The organism is Cytobacillus kochii (genome assembly GCF_044790165.1).
Taxonomy (GTDB): domain Bacteria; phylum Bacillota; class Bacilli; order Bacillales; family Cytobacillaceae; genus Cytobacillus; species Cytobacillus kochii.
In genome coordinates this window covers 3,560,616-3,579,642 of record NZ_CP085254.1, presented here as the reverse complement: position 1 = coordinate 3,579,642, position 19,027 = coordinate 3,560,616, and the positions used below count along the sequence as shown (strand labels likewise).

At 36.9% G+C, this 19,027-nt stretch carries 21 protein-coding genes and 1 other annotated feature; of the genes, 13 read left to right on the top strand and 8 right to left on the bottom strand.

The features are described 5' to 3' along the window. The first annotated feature begins 1 nt into the window (after position 1). Entirely contained in the window at positions 2-1,894 is a 1,893-nt protein-coding gene (gene asnB, locus LG276_RS18175; RefSeq protein WP_224938829.1) for an asparagine synthase (glutamine-hydrolyzing), read from the top strand. A gap of 98 nt (positions 1,895-1,992) precedes the next feature. Here the strand turns inward: asnB and LG276_RS18170 are convergent, their stop codons facing one another. Together LG276_RS18170 and LG276_RS18165 are read right to left on the bottom strand one after the other, a co-directional pair. Next, positions 1,993-2,814: a C39 family peptidase gene (locus tag LG276_RS18170; protein WP_373370932.1), complete on the bottom strand. Its 822-nt coding sequence runs from the start codon at positions 2,812-2,814 to the stop codon at positions 1,993-1,995. Between the two features lie 61 nt (positions 2,815-2,875). Continuing rightward, positions 2,876-3,397, bottom strand: coding sequence for a gamma carbonic anhydrase family protein (locus tag LG276_RS18165; protein ID WP_251162511.1), 522 nt, complete (start codon positions 3,395-3,397; stop codon positions 2,876-2,878). Between the two features lie 181 nt (positions 3,398-3,578). On the opposite strand from LG276_RS18165, the gene LG276_RS18160 reads away from it, so the two are divergent. Together LG276_RS18160 and LG276_RS18155 are read left to right on the top strand one after the other, a co-directional pair. Continuing rightward, on the top strand, positions 3,579-4,382 hold the full coding sequence (locus LG276_RS18160) for an alpha/beta hydrolase (RefSeq protein ID WP_224938826.1): 804 nt from the start codon (positions 3,579-3,581) through the stop codon (positions 4,380-4,382). A gap of 24 nt (positions 4,383-4,406) precedes the next feature. After that, on the top strand, positions 4,407-5,492 hold the full coding sequence (locus LG276_RS18155) for a tetraprenyl-beta-curcumene synthase family protein (protein WP_251162512.1): 1,086 nt from the start codon (positions 4,407-4,409) through the stop codon (positions 5,490-5,492). Positions 5,493-5,817: 325 nt separating this feature from the next. Here LG276_RS18155 and LG276_RS18150 read toward each other — a convergent pair whose 3' ends face one another. Together LG276_RS18150 and LG276_RS18145 are read right to left on the bottom strand one after the other, a co-directional pair. Then, positions 5,818-6,390 carry a class I SAM-dependent methyltransferase gene (locus LG276_RS18150; protein WP_251162513.1) on the bottom strand — a complete coding sequence of 191 codons (573 nt, stop codon included), beginning with the start codon at positions 6,388-6,390 and terminating at the stop codon, positions 5,818-5,820. Beyond that, positions 6,387-7,355 (bottom strand): TIGR01212 family radical SAM protein, encoded by a 969-nt coding sequence (locus LG276_RS18145; protein ID WP_251162514.1) that lies wholly within the window; start codon positions 7,353-7,355, stop codon positions 6,387-6,389. The genes LG276_RS18150 and LG276_RS18145 overlap by 4 nt, the downstream gene beginning before the upstream one ends. Positions 7,356-7,530: 175 nt before the next feature. Here LG276_RS18145 and LG276_RS18140 point away from each other — a divergent pair, with 175 nt between their 5' ends. From LG276_RS18140 to LG276_RS18130, 3 genes are all read left to right on the top strand, one after another. Then, on the top strand, positions 7,531-7,794 hold the full coding sequence (locus tag LG276_RS18140) for a YtzC family protein (RefSeq protein ID WP_191809788.1): 264 nt from the start codon (positions 7,531-7,533) through the stop codon (positions 7,792-7,794). Between the two features lie 14 nt (positions 7,795-7,808). Next, on the top strand, positions 7,809-7,973 hold the full coding sequence (locus LG276_RS18135; RefSeq protein ID WP_095372173.1) for a glycogen biosynthesis protein GlgD: 165 nt from the start codon (positions 7,809-7,811) through the stop codon (positions 7,971-7,973). A 290-nt stretch (positions 7,974-8,263) separates the two neighbouring features. Then, positions 8,264-9,448, top strand: coding sequence for an MFS transporter (locus tag LG276_RS18130; RefSeq protein ID WP_224938823.1), 1,185 nt, complete (start codon positions 8,264-8,266; stop codon positions 9,446-9,448). 48 nt (positions 9,449-9,496) lie between these two features. Here LG276_RS18130 and LG276_RS18125 read toward each other — a convergent pair whose 3' ends face one another. Further along, positions 9,497-9,850, bottom strand: a complete 354-nt coding sequence (locus tag LG276_RS18125; protein ID WP_224938822.1) for a hypothetical protein — start codon at positions 9,848-9,850, stop codon at positions 9,497-9,499. 185 nt (positions 9,851-10,035) lie between these two features. Then, positions 10,036-10,266: a binding site (T-box leader), on the top strand. A gap of 57 nt (positions 10,267-10,323) precedes the next feature. Here LG276_RS18125 and leuS point away from each other — a divergent pair. Both leuS and LG276_RS18115 read left to right on the top strand, forming a co-directional pair. Continuing rightward, on the top strand, positions 10,324-12,738 hold the full coding sequence (gene leuS, locus LG276_RS18120) for a leucine--tRNA ligase (protein ID WP_251162515.1): 2,415 nt from the start codon (positions 10,324-10,326) through the stop codon (positions 12,736-12,738). Between the two features lie 127 nt (positions 12,739-12,865). After that, positions 12,866-13,171, top strand: coding sequence for a rhodanese-like domain-containing protein (locus LG276_RS18115; protein WP_251162516.1), 306 nt, complete (start codon positions 12,866-12,868; stop codon positions 13,169-13,171). A 277-nt stretch (positions 13,172-13,448) separates the two neighbouring features. Here the strand turns inward: LG276_RS18115 and LG276_RS18110 are convergent, their stop codons facing one another. Beyond that, positions 13,449-14,225, bottom strand: coding sequence for an alpha/beta hydrolase (locus tag LG276_RS18110; RefSeq protein ID WP_281202964.1), 777 nt, complete (start codon positions 14,223-14,225; stop codon positions 13,449-13,451). A 105-nt stretch (positions 14,226-14,330) separates the two neighbouring features. On the opposite strand from LG276_RS18110, the gene LG276_RS18105 reads away from it, so the two are divergent. From LG276_RS18105 to LG276_RS18090, 4 genes are all read left to right on the top strand, one after another. Continuing rightward, positions 14,331-14,768, top strand: a complete 438-nt coding sequence (locus LG276_RS18105; RefSeq protein ID WP_251162518.1) for a hypothetical protein — start codon at positions 14,331-14,333, stop codon at positions 14,766-14,768. Between the two features lie 86 nt (positions 14,769-14,854). Continuing rightward, the gene (locus LG276_RS18100; protein WP_224938817.1) at positions 14,855-15,571 is read left to right on the top strand and encodes an ABC transporter ATP-binding protein; all 717 of its coding nucleotides are present in this window, start codon (positions 14,855-14,857) and stop codon (positions 15,569-15,571) included. Further along, positions 15,571-16,305, top strand: a complete 735-nt coding sequence (locus LG276_RS18095; RefSeq protein ID WP_251162519.1) for an ABC transporter permease — start codon at positions 15,571-15,573, stop codon at positions 16,303-16,305. Before LG276_RS18100 ends, LG276_RS18095 begins: the two co-directional genes overlap by 1 nt. A 9-nt stretch (positions 16,306-16,314) precedes the next feature. After that, positions 16,315-17,052 carry a MerR family transcriptional regulator gene (locus LG276_RS18090; protein ID WP_224938815.1) on the top strand — a complete coding sequence of 246 codons (738 nt, stop codon included), beginning with the start codon at positions 16,315-16,317 and terminating at the stop codon, positions 17,050-17,052. Here the strand turns inward: LG276_RS18090 and LG276_RS18085 are convergent. Next, positions 17,049-17,405 (bottom strand): YobA family protein, encoded by a 357-nt coding sequence (locus LG276_RS18085; RefSeq protein ID WP_251162520.1) that lies wholly within the window; start codon positions 17,403-17,405, stop codon positions 17,049-17,051. The two genes, LG276_RS18090 and LG276_RS18085, sit on opposite strands and share 4 nt — an antisense overlap. Positions 17,406-17,493: 88 nt before the next feature. Between LG276_RS18085 and LG276_RS18080 the strand changes: the two genes are divergently transcribed. After that, positions 17,494-17,676 carry a sporulation protein Cse60 gene (locus LG276_RS18080; RefSeq protein WP_095372184.1) on the top strand — a complete coding sequence of 61 codons (183 nt, stop codon included), beginning with the start codon at positions 17,494-17,496 and terminating at the stop codon, positions 17,674-17,676. A gap of 13 nt (positions 17,677-17,689) precedes the next feature. On the opposite strand, the gene LG276_RS18075 is transcribed toward LG276_RS18080, so the two are convergent. Further along, positions 17,690-18,970 (bottom strand): NAD(P)/FAD-dependent oxidoreductase, encoded by a 1,281-nt coding sequence (locus tag LG276_RS18075; protein ID WP_251162673.1) that lies wholly within the window; start codon positions 18,968-18,970, stop codon positions 17,690-17,692. Between the last annotated feature and the right edge of the window lie 57 nt (positions 18,971-19,027).

Sequence of the window (19,027 nt, the reverse complement as noted above, 5' to 3'; positions counted from 1 at the left end):
AATGTGTGGTTTTATTGGTTGTATACATGATCAAGCACAAAAAGTACAAGAAGCAGATAAACAATTTGAGAATATGAATAACATTATTACTCATCGTGGACCAGATGATTCAGGATATTATCGTGCAGACCATATCCAATTTGGTTTCCGTCGATTAAGTATTATAGACATTGAAAGTGGTCATCAACCACTCACTTATGATAATGGTAAATATTGGATTATTTTCAATGGAGAAGTTTATAACTATGTTGAACTACGTGAGGAATTAATCAATAAAGGACTAACTTTTGAAACTAATTCGGATACTGAAGTGATTATTGCTTTATACAGTTATTACAAAGAGAAGGCGGCAGAAAAACTGAGAGGTATGTTTTCCTTCGTTATTTGGGATAAAGAAAAACAAGAAGTTTTTGGAGCGAGAGACCCTTTTGGAATCAAACCATTCTATTATTTTGAAGATGGTGAGACAACTTATTTTGCCTCTGAAAAGAAAAGTATTCTGCTGGCATTGAAAAACGATGTCATTAATTATGATGCTTTGCAGTATTATATGACATATCAATTTGTACCTGAACCGATGACTATGTCAGTGGGTATAAAGAAACTTGAGCCAGGTCATTATTTCAAGAAGAAAATCGGTGGCTCAATGCATATCCAGCGTTATTGGAAAGCACATTTCCAACCTGTACAAAAAGAAGAATCTCAGTTTATTAAAGAGATTCAAGATGTTTTAACTGACTCAGTTAAAATGCATATGCGCAGTGATGTACCTGTAGGTTCGTTTTTATCGGGCGGGATTGATTCTTCTATTATTGCATCCATAGCAAAACAGTTTCACCCCAATATTAAAACGTTTTCAGTAGGTTTTGAAAGAGACGGTTTTAGTGAAGTGGATGTGGCTAAAGAAACAGCCGAAAAACTAGGTGTTGAAAATATAAGCTATATCATCTCTCCAGAAGAATATATGCAAGAAGTACCTAAAATTATGTGGCACACGGATGATCCATTAGCGGACCCTGCTTGCGTTCCACTTTACTTTGTCGCAAGGGAAGCAAGAAAACATGTAACGGTGGTATTATCAGGCGAAGGTGCTGATGAATTGTTTGGTGGATATAATATTTATCGTGAACCACAGGACTTAGAAATTTTTAATAAAATGCCTTCAGCAGGAAGAAAGTTATTGCGTACCCTTTCTCGAATCATGCCAGAGGGGATGAGGGGTAAGAGCTTTATTGAACGAGGAACGACGCCAATGGAAGAACGCTACATTGGCAATGCGAAAATGTTCTTAGAACATGAAAAAAGAGAATTATTGCAGGTTTATAATGAGAAGAATGATTTTAAAGATATTACCCGTCCATTATATGCAGAAAGTGCAGCCTATGATGCGGTTAATCAAATGCAGTATATTGATATTCATACTTGGATGCGCGGAGATATTCTTTTAAAAGCAGATAAAATGACGATGGCACATTCATTAGAATTGAGGGTACCATTCCTTGATAAAGAGGTCTTTAATGTGGCTTCAACCATCCCAACTCATTTAAAAACGTCTCATCAAACAACGAAATATATCCTTCGTAAGGCAGCGGAAGGTATTGTGCCAGAACATGTGTTGAATCGTAAAAAGCTAGGCTTCCCGGTCCCTATCCGTCATTGGTTAAAAGATGAGATGTATGATTGGGCGAAAACGTTAATTAAAGAAAGTCATACAGACTATTTAATTAATAAAGAGTATGTAGTAAATTTACTCGAATTGCATGCACAAGGAAAAGCAGATTATAGTAGGAAAATCTGGACGGTACTTATGTTTATTGTGTGGCATGATGTTTTTATTGAAAAGAAATATGATTTCGAAAAGCAATTTATCTCAGCAACAACAGCACACCTTTAAGTCAACAACTGTGAAAAAGAAAGAAAACCCGGACTCAGTTCGGGTTTTCTTGTTGTTAAAGTAAAAAATGCTAAATGTCTTAACTGCACTTTATTTTTTTAATTTAAATAAGTAATTGCCTGCCTACCCATTTGTTCCCAACCCGCCTGGAACTCTTTGATAGGTGCTTTCTTATTTTTTATATTAGAGAAGGGGTCATTAAAGTATATATATTGATCATCGTATCCAGTCACTAAAACGGAATGTTCTTTATACGTAATGTCAATCACTCCGCTTGGTGTGTGCCATGTCTGAAAATAAGCATCAGGCAGTTCATTGTATTTCGTATTAATGATCACCCAGACAGGCTTCTCATTAGAGAGATGTGTTTTGATTGACGAAAAGTCATCACCAGTAAAATCATGAATCTTCTCTGGTAAATAGTTTTCTGCCAGCTCTTTAATAGGCGTATGGTAAACACCGAGACCTCGATTGTTAAAAGAGTACATATCGCCAATAAAACCGTCATTGGGGTGACCATAATAAATCTTGCCATCTTTTTTTTCAAAGGTTGCAGGGTTTTTCTTAATTTCTTTAGCTAAAGTCATTTTATCCACAGTTACGCCTGCGTGGTTGAGTAACATCGCAAGGCTTGTAACCTCACATCCGCGAGGGAGTTCTGGAAATTGTGATATGACCGGAATGTCTAATAATACTTTTTGTTTTATTTTTACGATAAATTCTTCATTGTTTGTTCCTTCCGCCCATTTGTTCTCTCGGAAAAGGGCAGCATCAGCGTGTTCCGTTGTTGCTTTCGGAGAAGGAAGAAGGAAAATTAAAATAAGAAGAGGGATAAGCAGTTGTTTAGCACCATTTTTTAGCAGTTTAATAAATAAATAAGCTAACAAAATCAATGCCAATCCAATAATAAATTTCAACAATTACACCACCTAAAAAATGTCTTCCACTTATTATCGGCGATTGAGCAAAATTTATCAGAAGTTATTGCCTTTCTTTTTTAAGTGCTTTGTAATACTGCCCTTTCTCAGCATATTCTCGTACAATCCGTTCCATATCCTTTATATCATCATCATTTAATTCACGGACTACTTTTGCTGGACGACCAAATGCTAAAGTGTTGGGAGGGATGATTTTACCTTGAGGAACAAGACTACCTGCTCCGATAAATGCACCTTCACCAATTTCTGCTCCATCTAAGACGATGGAACCCATGCCAATTAATGCTTTTTTTCTTATTTTACAACTATGTAAGATAACTTGGTGTCCAATTGTTACTTCATCTTCCAGAATGAGTGGGTTATTAGGGCTTTGGTGAAGAACTGAATTGTCTTGTATATTCACTCTTTTTCCAATATATGTGGGTGCAACATCACCGCGGATGACTGTATTGAACCAAACGCTTGATTCTTCGCCAATTTCTACATCACCCGTAATAGTTGTATAATCAGCAATAAATACATCATCAGCAATTTTGGGTTGTTTGTTATGAAAAGGATAAATCATTGTTATCATAGCTCCTTTTTACCTTAGTCAATTTAGAATGACTGTTTTCTAGCCATTCTGTTCTTTTTTAATATTATATCATGGAGAAATCATGAGAAATCGTGAAGATTTTTAAAAGGTAGGATATAATAAAGGGTAACAAACTTGAACGAAACAGAATTGTTTTTAGGAGGATCAGACGATGTGGAAATGGGAAGCTGAGGGTGAGGCAAAAGGTGTGATTGTGATGGTTCATGGGGCAATGGAACATCACGGCAGGTATGGTTGGTTAATAGAAATGTGGAGAGTATCAGGATTTCACGTTGTTATGGGTGACCTTCCGGGTCAAGGAATGACGACTAGATCACGAAGAGGGCATATTGATTCTTTTCAAGAGTATCTTATTGAGGTAAAGGATTGGATACAAGCTGCTTACACCTTTGATTTACCTGTTTTTCTTTTAGGTCATAGTATGGGTGGTTTAATAACAATACGCTTGTTACAAGAAGAAAGATTAAAGCTTGCGGGCGTTATTCTTTCATCTCCATGTTTAGGGCTTATGAAAAATCCACCAAAGCTACTCGAGATTGCGTCGTATCCTTTAAATAAAATTGCTCCTACATTGAGAGTCAATTCGGGGTTAACTATTGATATGGCAACAAGGAATGCTGATGTAAGAGAAATGGATGTAAATGACACACTGTATATTACCAAAGTGTCTGTACGATGGTTTCGTGAACTACACCAAACAATCAATCTGGCATTTGAAGATATAAAAAAGGTACAAGATGTTCCTTTACTGGTAATGCAAGGTGGAGATGACAAGATCGTTAATAAAGTTCCTGTTAAACAATGGTTCAATAAAGCCCCGTTTACTGAGAAACGTTTTAAAGAATGGCCAAAATGCTATCATGAAATCTTTAATGAGCCGGAGAGGGAAGATGTATTTGATTACGCAAAGGATTTTGTAATGAGTAGTTTGCGGTCTATTGGGTATATCGTTTAGTAAAGAGTAAAGGGAGTCCATGTAATGAATGTTCCAACAATGCCGATCAGCTTAATGACAAATGCATATAAAAAAGTGATGCCTGCTGTGAATGAGGAGTTAAACAAATGGCGCAAATTGGCGGAATCAATCCCCAATGATGAATTAAAGTCACAAGCACTTTCTAGCATAAAAGATAAAACCTTTCACTGTGAGGGTGGGGCCATCATGTCACTTTTGGCCGTTGATGACTATCGTCAAGTCATAACGTTTATTGTTGCCTATCAAACCATTAGTGATTACTTAGATAATCTATGTGATAGAAGTACATCGATGGACCCAAAAGATTTTACGGCAATACATGAAGCGATGCGTCACTCATTGTTAATCGATGAGCAGTTACCTAAGGTGAACTATTATCGTTATCGGGATGACCAGGATGATGGTGGGTATCTGTTAGCATTAGTGATGACTTGCCGTAAAGTTTTATCTTCTATGGAAAATTATCCATTGATCAAATCTTATTTGACAGAGCTTTGTCGTTATTATTGTGATTTGCAAATACATAAACATGTGGCAATTGAGGAAAGAGTTTCTCGTCTGCAAAGTTGGTATAAAGAACATCAAGATCTCATCCCACCTATGAGCTGGTATGAATTTTCTGCTTGTTCGGGTTCTACACTCGGTATTTTTTGCTTAGTTGCTTATGCAACGAGAAGGGACTATAAGGAAAGTTACGGGGAGATTATACGTAATGGGTATTTTCCATATATTCAAGGTCTGCACATTTTATTAGACTATTACATTGATCAAGAGGAAGATAAGGAAGCCGGTGATTTAAACTTTTGCTTTTATTATGAAGATGAAAAAGAATTATTCGAGCGCATACGTTATTTTGTAAAGTGTGCAGATGAGCATACGGACAAGCTTCCTCATAAACGATTTCACCTTTTAATTAATCGAGGATTATTAGGGTTATACTTATCCGATGAAAAAGTCGGGAGAAGACAACAAATGAAAAAACTAGCAAGAAAGATGATTAAATCTGGTGGATTCTCAAGCCTCTTTTTTTATATTAATGGTCGTGCCTATCGCGCATTAAAAAGTAGACAGGCGGTAGTGCGTTCATGAATCCAGTGGATAGAGTAAAATCATGTCTAACGATAAAATTTGCAGAATAAAGTTCTCCTCCACATAAAACCTGTCATCAACGTAGGACATTAGAAAGGGGCTTCTGACGCAATAGAGATCGGAAGCAATCCACAAGAGAAAAGCAGGAACAGGATAGTCTAACTCGAAAAAACCTGACTCGCAAGCGGCATCTAGTCAACCATCAAGAAAAGGCTACAAGTTTGACTAGAATAACTCAGATTCGATTCAAACAAAAGTAAACGAGAAAAAATAAAAAACAAGAACAAATTTGTTCTTGTCTGTTCGAGTGTTTATTTGTCTTAACTTACCTTTTCTCAATCGCAACAATAAAAGGTGGCCGGTTAGCTTGGTTAATGAATTGATATTGCAAAATATGAGCAGTATTTTGATCAATGGTTTTCAAGTAACGCAAAATATAGTCACGCTCAACAGCACCTTCTGGATGACCGTGATAAATCACCAAAATAATAATGCCTTCAGGTGCCATCATATCAATTAACTGTTCAATCGCGGAAATGGTTGTTCTCGGTCTTGTGACAATCGTTTTGTCTCCACCAGGTAAGTACCCGAGATTAAAAACAGCGCCAGTGATACGTCCGAAATGGATTGGTGGAATGCTAGCAGTCACATGCTCATGGCCACGATTAAATAGAACAGTCCGATTAGAAAGTTCATGTTCATCAAGTTTTATTTGGGTAGACTGTATGGCTTCATCTTGGATATCGAATCCATAAACTCTGCCATGTTCGCCAACGAGCTGAGCTAAAAATAATGTGTCATGTCCATTTCCAAGTGTAGCATCAACCACGACGTCTCCTGGTGCAATTGCTTTCTGTAGTAGTTCTCTCGCAAATGGTAGAATACGTTCTAGCTTCAAGAGCTCACCTCCTCGGTAAATGGTTGATGATATTTACCTTGCCAGCTATCTCTTCGCTTCAGTTCATGATCAATGCCATTTAGCACATCCCATTTATTCACACTCCACATAGGACCAATCATAAGGTCGATGGGACCATCGCCAGTGATGCGATGAATAATCATCTCTTTAGGTAAAATCTCTAATTGGTCACAAACTAACTGAATGTATTCATCACGGCTAAGGAATGAAACCATTCCCTTTTCATATTGCTTAACCATCGGTGTTCCTTTTAATAGATGTAATAAGTGTATTTTAATTCCCTGCACATCTAATTTTGCAACCTCTTGTGCTGTTTCCATCATCATTTCAGGTGACTCTTCAGGTAAACCATTAATGATATGAGAACAGACACGTATATCATGTTGACGAAGTTTCTTTACTTCTTCTTTATAGCAATCATAATCATGTGCACGATTAATTAATTGGGCTGTTTTTTCATGAACGGTTTGTAGGCCTAATTCAACCCATAAGTATGTTCTTTTATTAAGGTCAGCTAAATAATCTATGACATCATCTGGTAAACAATCAGGCCTTGTGGCAATAGATAAGCCAACAACCCCTTCTTGTTTTAAGACAAATTCATACTTTTCTTTTAGTACTTCAACAGGTGCATGGGTATTTGTGAATGCCTGGAAATAAGCAATGTATTTTCCATTTTTCCATTTCTTATGCATGCTATCCTTGATTTTAATAAATTGTACGTCTAATGGTTCTGCACGATTACCGGCAAAATCACCTGAACCTGCTGCGCTGCAAAATGTACAGCCACCATGAGCGACAGTGCCATCCCGATTAGGACAATCGAAGCCTCCATCCAAAGCAACTTTAAAGACCTTGTGCCCGAAATGTTTTTTTAAATGAAAGTTCCATGTATGATAACGATTTTGATCATTTGTATATGGAAATTGAGTCAGTAAATCCAAAGTCAGCCCTCCTAAAGTCACCACTGTGACAAATTCAATATTATCATGAAAGAAATCATCAACTCAATTACACATTGATAACATTTCAATTAGTAGAAATCGAACACTCGGTAAATACTATCATTGAGGCGTATTTGCTTCGTACACTTCATTAAAAAAGAGGGGGAAGGCTTTTATGGCAACCCGTGAATCCGTACAACAATTAATGCAACAATGTGAAGAAGTCATTCAATTTGCTAACATGCAGTTTAAAGATGGGCAAATGCAAGAACATTATAACGATCAAGACTATGCTAAAGCGCTTGCTCATATTGAACAAGCCTATAATGATTTGATGACGATGTCTCATAGTGCCACAGATGCGCAGAGGGAAGAACTTCATCGAATGAGATTACAGCTACAGCAGTTACAAAATCAAATGATCATTACTCCCCATTAAGAGGTGAACAACAATTGGTTAGAAAAAAATCAAAACAAAACAATCCAGAGCAAAAAACAAGAAATGGTATCAATAACCAAGAGGTAGAATTCGGTAGTGCGAATGTGATCCCTCGATCTAAAAAGAAATATGAGGAAACAGGTGGGCAACCCGTTAAATCTAAATTTCATCCAGAATAAATAATATGTATTTAGTAAAATGATCTGTACACAAGCAAATCTCATGGAGTTTGCTTGTGTATGGCTATGATAAATTTAAAAAATATTATTGTATATTTCATACATAATGTCATCCATTCCTTCTGTTTATGCTTAATTTCAAGAGTAATTATTCATTTTTATGTATAGATAAGATAGATGTCTAAATCTGTCACAAAATTAGTATTGAATCCATCATAAAAAACGAATAGAATTTATTTTGGAATTCGAAATGGAATGAATTGAATTAGAATGTGAAAGGGGTATGGATGATGCCTCGAGCTTTGTGGTTATTAGTAATTGGGATGGCTGTTAATGTAACAGGTTCCTCTTTTTTATGGCCTTTAAACACCATTTATATGCATGAAGAATTAGGAAAGTCTTTATCGATTGCCGGCATTGTTTTAATGATCAATTCAGCAGCAACAGTCATAGGCAATCTAGTTGGTGGTGTGCTGTTTGATAAATTAGGTGGCTATCGTTCGATTTTATTAGGCATAGTCATTTCGTTATCTTCACTCATTATTATGGTCTTTAAACATGGATGGCCGGAATACATTGTATTATTGACGATATTAGGTTTTGGCTCAGGGATCGTGTTTCCTTCTATGTATGCATTGGCAGGAAGTGTATGGAAAGAGGGCGGCAGAAAAGCGTTTAATGCGATGTATGTAGCGACAAATCTAGGTGTAGCATTAGGTGCAGCAATGGCGGGGTATATAGCTTCATTTTCTTTCAATTATATCTTTATCGCTAATTGTCTAATGTATATCTTGTTTTTCTTGATAGCAATCACTAGCTATCGAAAAATGGAAGTAAAGTCGGTTAGTCAACCAAATGAAATAAAAACAGCACAAAAATTTCGCGGTAATCCTAAATTAAACGCTTTATTCGTTTTGTTAATCGGTTATCTATTATGTTGTATTGGCTATGTGCAATGGCAATCGACTATCTCAGCATATACTCAACAAATTGGGATTTCATTAAAACAATACAGTATGCTTTGGACAATAAATGGCGCCATGATTGTACTTGCGCAACCATTAATTAGTCTTCTAGTTAAAAGGATAAAATCATTAAAAGTACAAATTATTATTGGTATTTTTATTTTTGCTATCTCTTTTGCTGTTGTAGGAAATGCAGTTGCCTTTTCCGGCTTTGTCACAGCAATGATTATTTTAACCATTGGGGAAATGCTCGTATGGCCAGCGGTACCTACAATTGCTAATGACTTAGCACCTAAAGGTAAAGAAGGGTTCTATCAAGGAATTGTTAACAGTGTCTCTACAGGAGGAAGAATGATTGGGCCATTACTTGGTGGCGTACTCGTGGATGTATACGGTGTGAAGATGCTTTTCGGTATATTAATGGCATTACTGCTCATTTCCGTATATACAACTGTTGTTTATGATAAGAAGCTTAAAAAGAAAAAAGTTGTGCCAGCTATACCTTCATAAAAAGCGAGCCCCGTAGATAAAAACTCTAGGGGCTCTCTACTTAACCATTCAGATAATATCCTGGTAATGATGTGATTGAACTTCATCTAGAAAAATGACTTTATGAAAGAAACTTTTCAAGATCAACCAACGAGCGGGATAGGCCTCGATAAAACTTTCAATGACTTTTTCGGAGTAGAGTATCAGACAATCTAACTTCGGTTTGGTTTGTTTTAAATCATAATATAAGGCATGTGGAATGGTGTAGTAATCATGTAATTGATAAGGATTCAATTTAATGGTTTTCATTTGGTTATTTTCAATGAACGTCTGGATGGATTGCTTCTGAACTTCAAGGCTTTCATCTAGCGTTTTAAAATCATTCATAATCCACTTTTCATTAATAAAAGCGATACCTTTCATAATATGAAATCACCTTTCCTTATTTTTTACTATAGTTATGGGCAAAATAAGGAAGAGTAATACATGGATTAAAAAATTGACACGTTTTCGATTTTCTTGAATAGCTTATACTTATCTATAGTAACTTGTGAAAGCCTACTTGCATCAACCATTGAAATTGATTACAATGTCAATATGAATATTTTATAACTGCAATGATGAGGAATAGTAATGCTAGGAAGCCTGATATTAGAGAGCTAGCGGTTGGTGTAAGCTAGTCAGCTCCTTGCATGAACTCACCTACTGAGCAGCAAGTGTGAAAATGACAGTAATGCTTGCCGTACTCCGCGTTAAGGATGAATGAAGTGAACAGTTAACCGTAAACTGTTAATGTGGGTGGTACCGCGGGAGATATACATAATCCTCTCGTCCCTTTTTGAGGGATGAGGGGTTTTTTTATACTTAAAAACGTAGCATTTTTAGGAGGAAAGAAGATGAGCTTTAATCATCAGCAAATTGAAGGTAAGTGGCAACACTATTGGGAAGAACAAAAAACATTTAAAACGGGTGAAGAAAAAGGGAAGAGAAAGTTCTATGCGTTAGATATGTTTCCTTATCCGTCTGGTGTAGGTTTACACGTAGGACACCCTGAAGGATATACAGCAACAGATATTCTTGCCCGTATGAAAAGAATGCAAGGGTATAATGTTCTTCACCCAATGGGATGGGATGCATTTGGTTTACCTGCTGAACAATATGCCCTTGATACAGGGAATGACCCAGCTGAATTTACCGAGAAAAACATTAATACATTCCGCCGTCAAATTAAATCATTAGGATTTTCTTATGACTGGGATCGTGAAATTAACACAACAGATCCGGAATATTATAAATGGACGCAATGGATTTTCTTAAAGCTTTATGAAAAAGGTCTTGCTTATATCGATGAAGTAGCAGTGAACTGGTGTCCTGCACTTGGAACTGTGCTTGCTAATGAAGAGGTAATTGATGGGAAAAGTGAACGTGGAGGCCATCCTGTTGAAAGAAGACCGATGCGCCAATGGATGTTAAAAATAACAGCTTATGCTGACCGTTTACTAGAAGATCTTGATTTACTTGATTGGCCAGAAAGCTTGAAGGATATGCAGCGTAACTGGATTGGCCGTTCTGAAGGTGCTGAAGTGACTTTCCATATCGAAGGTGACAAAGGTACGTTTGAAGTGTTTACGACACGACCAGACACATTATTTGGTGCGACATATGCTGTCCTTGCACCAGAGCATAAACTAGTTGATGTAATTACAACAGAAGAGCAACGTAATGCAGTTGAGACTTATATTGAAAAAGTTAAAACAAAGAGTGATTTAGAAAGAACAGATTTAGCTAAAGAAAAAACAGGTGTATTCACAGGTGCTTATGCAATTAACCCTGCTAACGGTGAAAAAATGCCGATCTGGATTGCTGATTATGTGCTTGCTTCATATGGTACAGGTGCCATTATGGCTGTTCCAGCTCATGACGAGCGTGATTATGATTTCGCGAAAGAATTTAACTTGCCTATTAAAGAAGTCGTAGCTGGTGGAGATATTTCTAAAGAAGCTTATGCCGGTGAAGGAGAACATATTAATTCTGATTTCTTAAATGGCTTAGGTAAAGAAGAAGCAATTACAAAAATGATCGCTTGGCTAGAAGAGAAAGAGATTGGGACGAAAAAAGTGACATATCGCTTACGTGATTGGTTATTTAGTCGTCAAAGATATTGGGGTGAACCGATTCCTGTTATTCATTGGGAAGATGGTACAATGACGGGAGTTCCTTACGAAGAGTTACCGTTAATTTTACCAACAACAACGGAGATTAAGCCATCTGGTACAGGTGAATCACCGTTAGCTAATATTGAAGAGTGGGTTAATGTTATTGACCCTGAAACAGGTAAAAAAGGTCGCCGTGAAACCAACACGATGCCACAATGGGCAGGTAGCTGCTGGTACTATTTACGTTATATTGATCCGAAAAACAGTGAGGCATTAGCTGATGCGGAAAAATTAAAAGAGTGGTTACCGGTTGATATTTATATTGGTGGCGCTGAACATGCGGTTCTTCACTTATTATATGCTCGTTTCTGGCATAAAGTATTATACGATATCGGTGTAGTGGATACGAAAGAACCATTCCAAAAATTATTTAACCAAGGCATGATTCTTGGGGAAAATAATGAAAAAATGAGTAAGTCAAAAGGGAATGTTGTTAACCCTGATGCCGTTGTAGAAAGCCATGGAGCGGATACGCTTCGTTTATATGAAATGTTTATGGGACCACTAGATGCTTCCATTGCTTGGTCTACAAATGGATTAGATGGATCTAGACGCTTTTTGGACCGAATTTGGCGTTTGATTGCTGAAGAAGATCATAGCTTAAGTAGCAAAGTGCAGGATGTAGAAGTATCTCAACTAGAAAAAGTGTATCATCAGACAGTCAAGAAAGTAACAGAGGACTTTGAAGGTTTGCGCTTCAATACAGCTATTTCACAAATGATGGTTTTCGTCAATGAAGCCTACAAAGCTGATATTCTTCCAAAGGCTTATGCAGAAGGGTTCGTAAAAATGTTGGCTCCAATTGCTCCACATATTGCTGAAGAACTATGGGAGATACTTGGTCACACAGGAACCATATCTTATGAAGCTTGGCCAGCATATGACGAAGCGAAAATGACAGATGATGAAGTGGAGATCGTTATCCAAATCAATGGTAAAGTGAAGGCTAAATTAATGGTACCCGTTGATGCACAAAAGGATGTGCTAGAACAAATTGCCATGGATGATGATAAAATCAAAGAACAAATTGATGGCAAAACAGTAAGAAAAGTCATTGCTGTTCCTGGGAAGCTAGTGAATATTGTCGCTAATTAAGATTATTTAGGAAAAGAGGTAGCTTAATGAAAAAGAGCTACCCCTTTCCCTATGAGACTGTAATATTCGCATTTCGATCAACACTTCTTTAGAATAAAGATAACGATAATGGAAAGGGTGGTTGATGATGACTGAAATGAAAGAAATCACAACAGAAGAATTGCAGAAAAAGTTAGAAGCAGGAGAACAACTTGAACTTGTAGATGTAAGGGAAGATGACGAAGTAGCTCAAGGAATCATTCCTGGTGCGAAACATATTAGAATGGGCACAATTCCTGAAAACCTAGATAAGTTTGATAAAGACAAAGAGTATATTATGATTTGCCGTTCAGGGAATCGTAGTGGACAAGTTTGTCGTTTTATGCAAGAACAAGGCTATCAAGTGACCAATATGGTCGGGGGTATGCTTGAGTGGGAAGGCGAAACAAAATAATTGTTACTTTTGAAGAAGGCCTCTTTTTAGGAGGTCTTCTTTTTTTCGTTCTCGTTTAACTATTTAAGAGATGGACGTAAGTACTATGCTAAGGTTTTGATTCATGAAGTATGTAAGAATTAAGAGGTGTGTACATAACTTTCCGTTTGCTTTTACAATATGCCAAGCTTGTCATGAAATGTGTTCATCAATTGAATACTATCCAACACGCTGGATTTCTCAGAGTTGTGAGGCATTTTTATTTAGCGCTCATCAATTTTTTGAGCTGAGTTTGTTTTCAGGAGTTAGCGACAATCATTAGTTGATTGATTTTCTCAGCAACTTCTTTTGTATTTGTGATTGGTAAGAAATGATAGCCATTATTAATGTGGTAGACGTCTGTGTTAGGGTGCTCTTTTGTAAAGGCTGTCAGTTTGGTCTTACTCATATCATCGAGGTTTAAATCAGCTATTAATAATTGCAAGGGAATATCATATTTCCTTAAATAATAGGATGAATCCGTATGAATTTGTTGTATGAGACGATTTACGGCCTTTTCATCACTATGATGCTTATACTCCTCTCCTGTTAGGATAAAATTGTTTTTCAAATAAGAAAATAGCACTTCACTTGTTTCGTTCGTTAACTTGCTCATTTGTTGGCAATGTTCTTTTATCGCAGGGATAAAATCATTCTTATGGATGATGGGAAGCTGAATGTATTCGCTGGGCCTTTCATTTATTGGATAGTAACCACCATCTAATAAGGTAAGACTTAATACTTCCTTTGGATATGTACCGTAATATTTTTGAATAATCCATGCACCAATAGAGTTCCCGATAAAATGGGCTTCACTTATTTCCAGTTGATTTAATACATGATGAATGCCTTTTAGATAATTAGTAAGAGACATATCAACTTCACCGTTGTGTCCAGGCAAATCAAATGAAATGATACGATGGCCCCTTAACACACTGCCAAGAGAGGAGAAAATTTCCTTTCTTTCACCAAGAGGTGGAAGAGCGATTATCGCTTCCTTGCTTACGCTTGCGCCACCATAAATTGCATATTGCATATTTACACCACCTGTTAACAATTTACTCTATTATAGGTATAATATTATAAAAATTCAATTTATTTACTTCGGACGATTGTTCAAATAGATGCGAAAGGAGAAAGAATGAGTAAAAAAATCATCCCTTTTTTATCGGTAATTGTTCTATTATTTTTGTCCATGGGTGTATATCAATTTTATCTTTCTCAGAAAAAGCTGGGTTTTAATGAGGTCGTACTGGTATCGGAGGAAAACCTACATTCCATCATTATAGCTACTAGTGAAACAACAGAAACTGTATCTTTAAATAAGGCCGATCATGATAAGCAACTAAAAGAAATTCGCTCACTTTTGGCAGATATTGAATTAAAAAGGTATCATCGCACAACATCTAAAGAACTGTATAGAATTGGTTTTGTAACGAAAACAGCTGGAAAAAGTGTTAGCGTATATGATGAAGTAATCGCCATTCACTACAAAAACAAAAAACCTACTTTTTATAGAGTCCTAAATAAAGAACCACTCACACAAATCATCGATATCCTATTATCAGAAAATAAATAAAAGAGTTTAAAAACCCTCCAATATACCACCACCCTTCATTTCTTTTGCTATGATGTGAATCTATTCTTAGAAAAGGGTGTGAGTTGATGGTTCTGAAGGTAAAAGAATTGTCCGTTAGTTATGGAGAGAAAACGGTAGTTGATAAGATTAGTTTCTCCCTTCAAAAAGGGGAGGTACTGGGAATACTAGGAGAAAATGGCGCAGGAAAGACTTCGTTGGTAGAAGCTGTGCTAGGAATTAGGCCTGCTGTTTATAAGGAAGTCGCTATATTAGGGCAATCTCCAATTCATAATAGAAAGCAAGTATTTGAGAAAGTGGGTGTGCAATTTCAGGAATCGCATTTTCCAGATAAAATGACCGTTTCTGAAGCATGTCAGCAATGGAGTGTGTTATACAAGGCAACCGCGCCATATCAATTTTTATTGACCAAATTTGGCCTACAAGATAAGGAGAAATCATTAGTTAAATCATTGTCAGGCGGTGAAAAGCAAAGATTGGCGGTGTTATTAGCATTGTTACCCAACCCAGAATTAGTCTTTCTAGACGAATTGACTACGGGTTTAGATACGAAAGCAAGAAAAAAATTGTGGCAAACGCTAAGAAATTATAAGCGTGAGGGATTATCTATTGTCCTTACCTCTCACTATATGGATGAAGTAGAAGCACTCTGCGACCGCGTTATGATTTTAAAGGGCGGACATATCATATGCGAAGGAACGATAGCAGAAGTGATCAATTATTCAGGACAAGCTTCGTTGGAAGCTGCCTATTTAACTTTAACAGATGAAGAGGGGGAAGGATGATGACATTCTATACTTTAACAAAAATAGAAGCGAAACTCGTTTGGAGAGGTTTAGATATACTGATCTTCGGTATCATTTTTCCAATCATTGTTGCCTTATTATTTGGTTATATTATGAATAATGAACTGTTTACCGAAGGAAATACAATGTTCCTCCATTCTTATCCAGCGGTTGTAACTATTAGTATATTAGCTACAGGTGTAATGGGACTGCCCCTTACCATTGCTGATTACCGTCATCGCCATATTTTAAAAAGGTTTCAGGTGACCCCAGCTTCGCCTTTAACTTTGCTTTTTGCGCAGGCATTGGTTCAATTTATTGCCTCTATGTTGTCTTTCCTAGGGGTGACTGCGGTATATCTTTTTGTTTTCAATTATGAAATGACTGGTTCCTTTGGTTTGTTTCTTTGTAGTTATTTATTTGTTTTAATGGCTATGTATAGCATTGGTATACTCATTGGGAGTATTGTTCCAGATCAAAAAGCAGCGAATCTATGGGGGTCGTTAGCCTATTTCGGCATGCTTCTTTTTTCAGGTGCTACTATACCTTTTGAGGTTTTTCCGCAAATTTTACAGAATGTCTTTGCATTCCTTCCTTTATCACAAGGTATTCAGTTGCTTAAGGAAGTAAGTTTAGGCGGAATTCTAAGCGACATGATTTTTCCCATAGTCACAATGATGGCTTGTGTATTCATTAGTGGATTCCTTTCGATTAAATATTTTAGATGGAAGTAGTGAGATATCTTGGTTTATTCAACTAAAGAAATCGCTGATAGTATGGGCGTTCATCCTAATACGGTGAGAGTTTACGAGGAATGGGGATATCTTTCCCCTGCTCCTCGTGCTGATAATGGATACAGACAATATGATGACATACATCTTTTTCAATTGAAAATAGCGAGGTTCGCTTTTCGTTGTGAAATCATTCAAGGCAGTATTCGTAAAAGTGCAAGAGAGATTGTGCTCCTTAGCGGTCAGAAGCAATTTCTCAAAGCTTACGAGCAGGCTGAAGAACATTTACTGCATTTAAACAAGGAATATGAAAGAGCGGTTGAAGCAGCTGATATTGCAGAGAGTTGGTTATATTCAACTAAGGAAATTCAAAGTGAAGGATTGTCAAGACAACAAGTAGCTGAAAAAATTCAACTTCATCCAGAGCTAATAAGAAATTGGGAAAGAAACGGATTAATTACTATTCCTCGTAATGAAAAGGGGTATCGTGTTTTTACAGAAAAGGAAATAAATATGCTAAAGGTGATTCGAGTATTAAGGATGGCTCATTATTCTTATGCATCTATTTTACGCCTAGTCCAACAAGCAAAAATGGCTCATCCAATTCATATCAAAGAGGTATTGAACCTACCAGAAAATCAGGAGGATATTGTATATGTTACTGATCGCTTATTAATGTCGTTAAAAGAAGCAATCGCAGATACAAAAACCATCCTTACCATGTTAAGAGAAAAAAATGACGGAGATTAATCAATCTTTTCTACGTCTACGATATTTATTCTTCCAGGATAAGACTCTAAAATGCTTGTATACCAAATGCGAACTTGATCGCCTGAATCGAATGAATGGTAATCAAGCAAAAATGTCGGTCCGTTCGGTATATAGTCAGGTTGATAGGTCGTGTTAGATGATGCCTCTTCATTTATCTGGACAGTGGGCCGTTTTTCTTCGTCGATAAAGTAAATCATGCCTTTTTCTTTTATCAAAATGGCGTCGATAAAACCAGCACCATTGTATTTAGTAATTGAATTACTGATATCTCCAATTACCCACAAGCCATAAAGACAAATGGTACTTAAAAGTATTCGTTTAACGGCGCTCATTTCATCACCACCTACCTATGTATATATTATGAATTTTCTGTTAATAATAAATGAAAATACTCATTCCCATGAAGGGAGTTTTTATCAAATGATCAAGGTAAAGTTATTTGACCAAGAGCATGAAAAAGATTTAGAGGTTGCGATGAACCGTTTTTTAGAAAAGGTGGAAGAACAAAAGCTTGTTGATATTAAGTATAATATTGCTGCAATGCAAGAAGAAGATGAGGAGCAAATTTATTGTTTTTCGGCGATGGTCATTTATAGAGCGTAACTACTTTTACTTATCAAGTAGTTACGCTTTTACATATAGCCGCATTACTGCCAGCTAAACGTCCAGTTACAAGGGCTGAGGTAATATTGTAGCCACCGGTATAGCCATGAATATCAAGAATTTCTCCGCAGAAATATAAACCAGCCATTTTTTTTGACGCCATTGTTTGTGGTTCAATTTCTTTAACAGAAACGCCGCCACCAGTTACAAAGGCCTTTTCTAATGGTAATGTCCCATCGATTTCAACACGGAAATCATGTAGACGGCTAACGAATAAACGTAGCAGTTCATTCGTGATACTCACTGCTTGTGCCGTTGGATCAATACCTACTTCTTCTAAATGAAAGAGAAGATATCTCTCAGGAACGATCCCTTTTAGCAAGTTTTTGATACTCTTTTTTGGCTCTGATTTTTTTAGTGATATGATCTCTTGGAAGGTTTTCTCGCCATTTTGCCCAGGTAAGGCATTGATGCGTACGCTTACCTTTTTTAGCTTCCATTTTTTCATGGCTTTGACAACGAATTGACTACATCTTAAAATCGCAGGACCACTCAGCCCGAAATGGGTGAATATCATATCCATTTGATGTGTAATCAACGGCTTGTCTTTAGGGTTCAATACACTTACTTCTACATCGCGTAAAGAGAGTCCTTGTAACGCTTTGTTCTTGATAAATAATTCACTTGACGTTAAGGGGACTTCTGTCGGGAATAAGTCTGTAATCGTATGTCCAGCTTTCTCTGCCCAACCGTAGCCATCTCCTGTAGATCCTGTATGAGGAACAGATTTGCCTCCCACTGCTAGCACAACTGCTTTTGCATGAAACTGTTCACCGGAATGTAATTTGACTGTATGGCTTTTCTCCGGTTGGAATTGAATATCAGCAACAGGGCTATTTGTTTTTATCGTTACTTTCAATTCGTCTAGTCGCATAAGTAGTGCATCGACAACGGATTGTGCTTTATTACTTACTGGGAACATTCTACCGTGGTCTTCCTCTTTTAAGGCGATACCAAGCTTCTCAAAAAAAAGGATAATATCTTCATTACTAAAAATGGAGAAGGCGCTATGAAGAAAGCGACCGTTACCAGGAATATGTTTAATGATTTCATCGATTGGGAGCCGATTAGTCACGTTACAACGACCACCACCTGAAATCGCCAGTTTTCTACCTAATTTATTTCCTTTATCAATAAGTAAAACTTTTACTTTATTCTCTGCAGCACCAATGGCAGCCATTAGTCCAGACGGTCCACCGCCAATGACAATGACATCATATTGTGTTTGTTTCATTTTCTTCACCAACTTTTTCTCTTTCATTGAAAATAGCATACCTTTGCTATTATAAAG